Below are 1,028 nucleotides of genomic sequence, written 5' to 3'. Positions count from 1 at the left end.
GTTGCTGTGTTCATAATAATTTCTTCTAATTCATCAACAGTTAAACTAGCATCTGCTTCAATTAAAAGTGCCACAACTGCCGATACAGCAGGCCCCGCCATTGAAGTTCCATTCCAACCGCCTTCATATGCGCCACCTGGTACAGATGAACGAATGTTCACACCAGGTGCTGAAATATCTGGTTTAATATCACCTTCATATGGAGAAGGTCCCTCTAATGAAAAACTTGCTAAATCATCATTTGCATCAGTTGCACCTGTGGCAAATGATTCAGGATAATTTGCAGGTGTTGCAATTGATCCAGGTCCACCTGGATTAGTTAGTGTCGTATTACCTGCTGAAAATTCAGGGAAAATATCAGCAGCTCTCCAGTTTTGAACAACATCACGATACCATTCATCAAGTCCTGGTCCGCCGCCCCATGAATTATTAACAACATCTGGTGCCAAATCAACACGGGTATTTCCATCTGCATCTGTTGGTGCTAAAATCCACTCTGCAGCATCCAATAGATCGGCATCAGTTCCACCTGCTGCAGTGAATGCTTTAACAGCAATCCACTTTGCACCAGGAGCTACTCCAACCTGGTTTTCTCCATCCGGCTCACTACCGACCATTGTTCCGGTAACATGTGTGCCATGACCTTGATCATCATATGGAGTTTCCTGATTAGCTGTTGCATCATACCAGTTAAAGTCATGATCAACTTCACCTGTTTCTGCGTCATAGCCACGATACTTTTCTTTAAGTGCCGGGTGATCCCATTGAACACCTGTATCAATACTTGCTACAACCGTACCTGTTCCATCAAATCCCATGTCCCAAACTGCCGGAGCGCCGACACGTTCAACGTTCCATTCAACATTTGCAATTTCGGACTGAGGTGTTTTCGCATTCTTTGAAACGGTTGTAAACAATTCACGCGTTTCGTTCGGTAATATTTTTTCTACCTCTGCAAATGTAGCTATCTTCTCTGCAACTTCTTTTGTTGCTGTTACAGCTATTCCATTTACAATATAATAGGAATT

The 1,028-nt window shown here is 43.0% G+C and carries 1 protein-coding gene; it reads right to left on the bottom strand.

The features are described 5' to 3' along the window. On the bottom strand, positions 1-1,028 hold a 1,028-nt coding region (locus CIL05_RS21450), incomplete at both ends, for a S8 family serine peptidase (RefSeq protein ID WP_165769191.1).

Origin of the sequence: Virgibacillus profundi, from assembly GCF_002287375.1 — a bacterium.
Lineage (GTDB): Bacteria > Bacillota > Bacilli > Bacillales > Amphibacillaceae > Virgibacillus_K > Virgibacillus_K profundi.
This window is presented reverse-complemented; position numbering and strand designations above follow the sequence as displayed.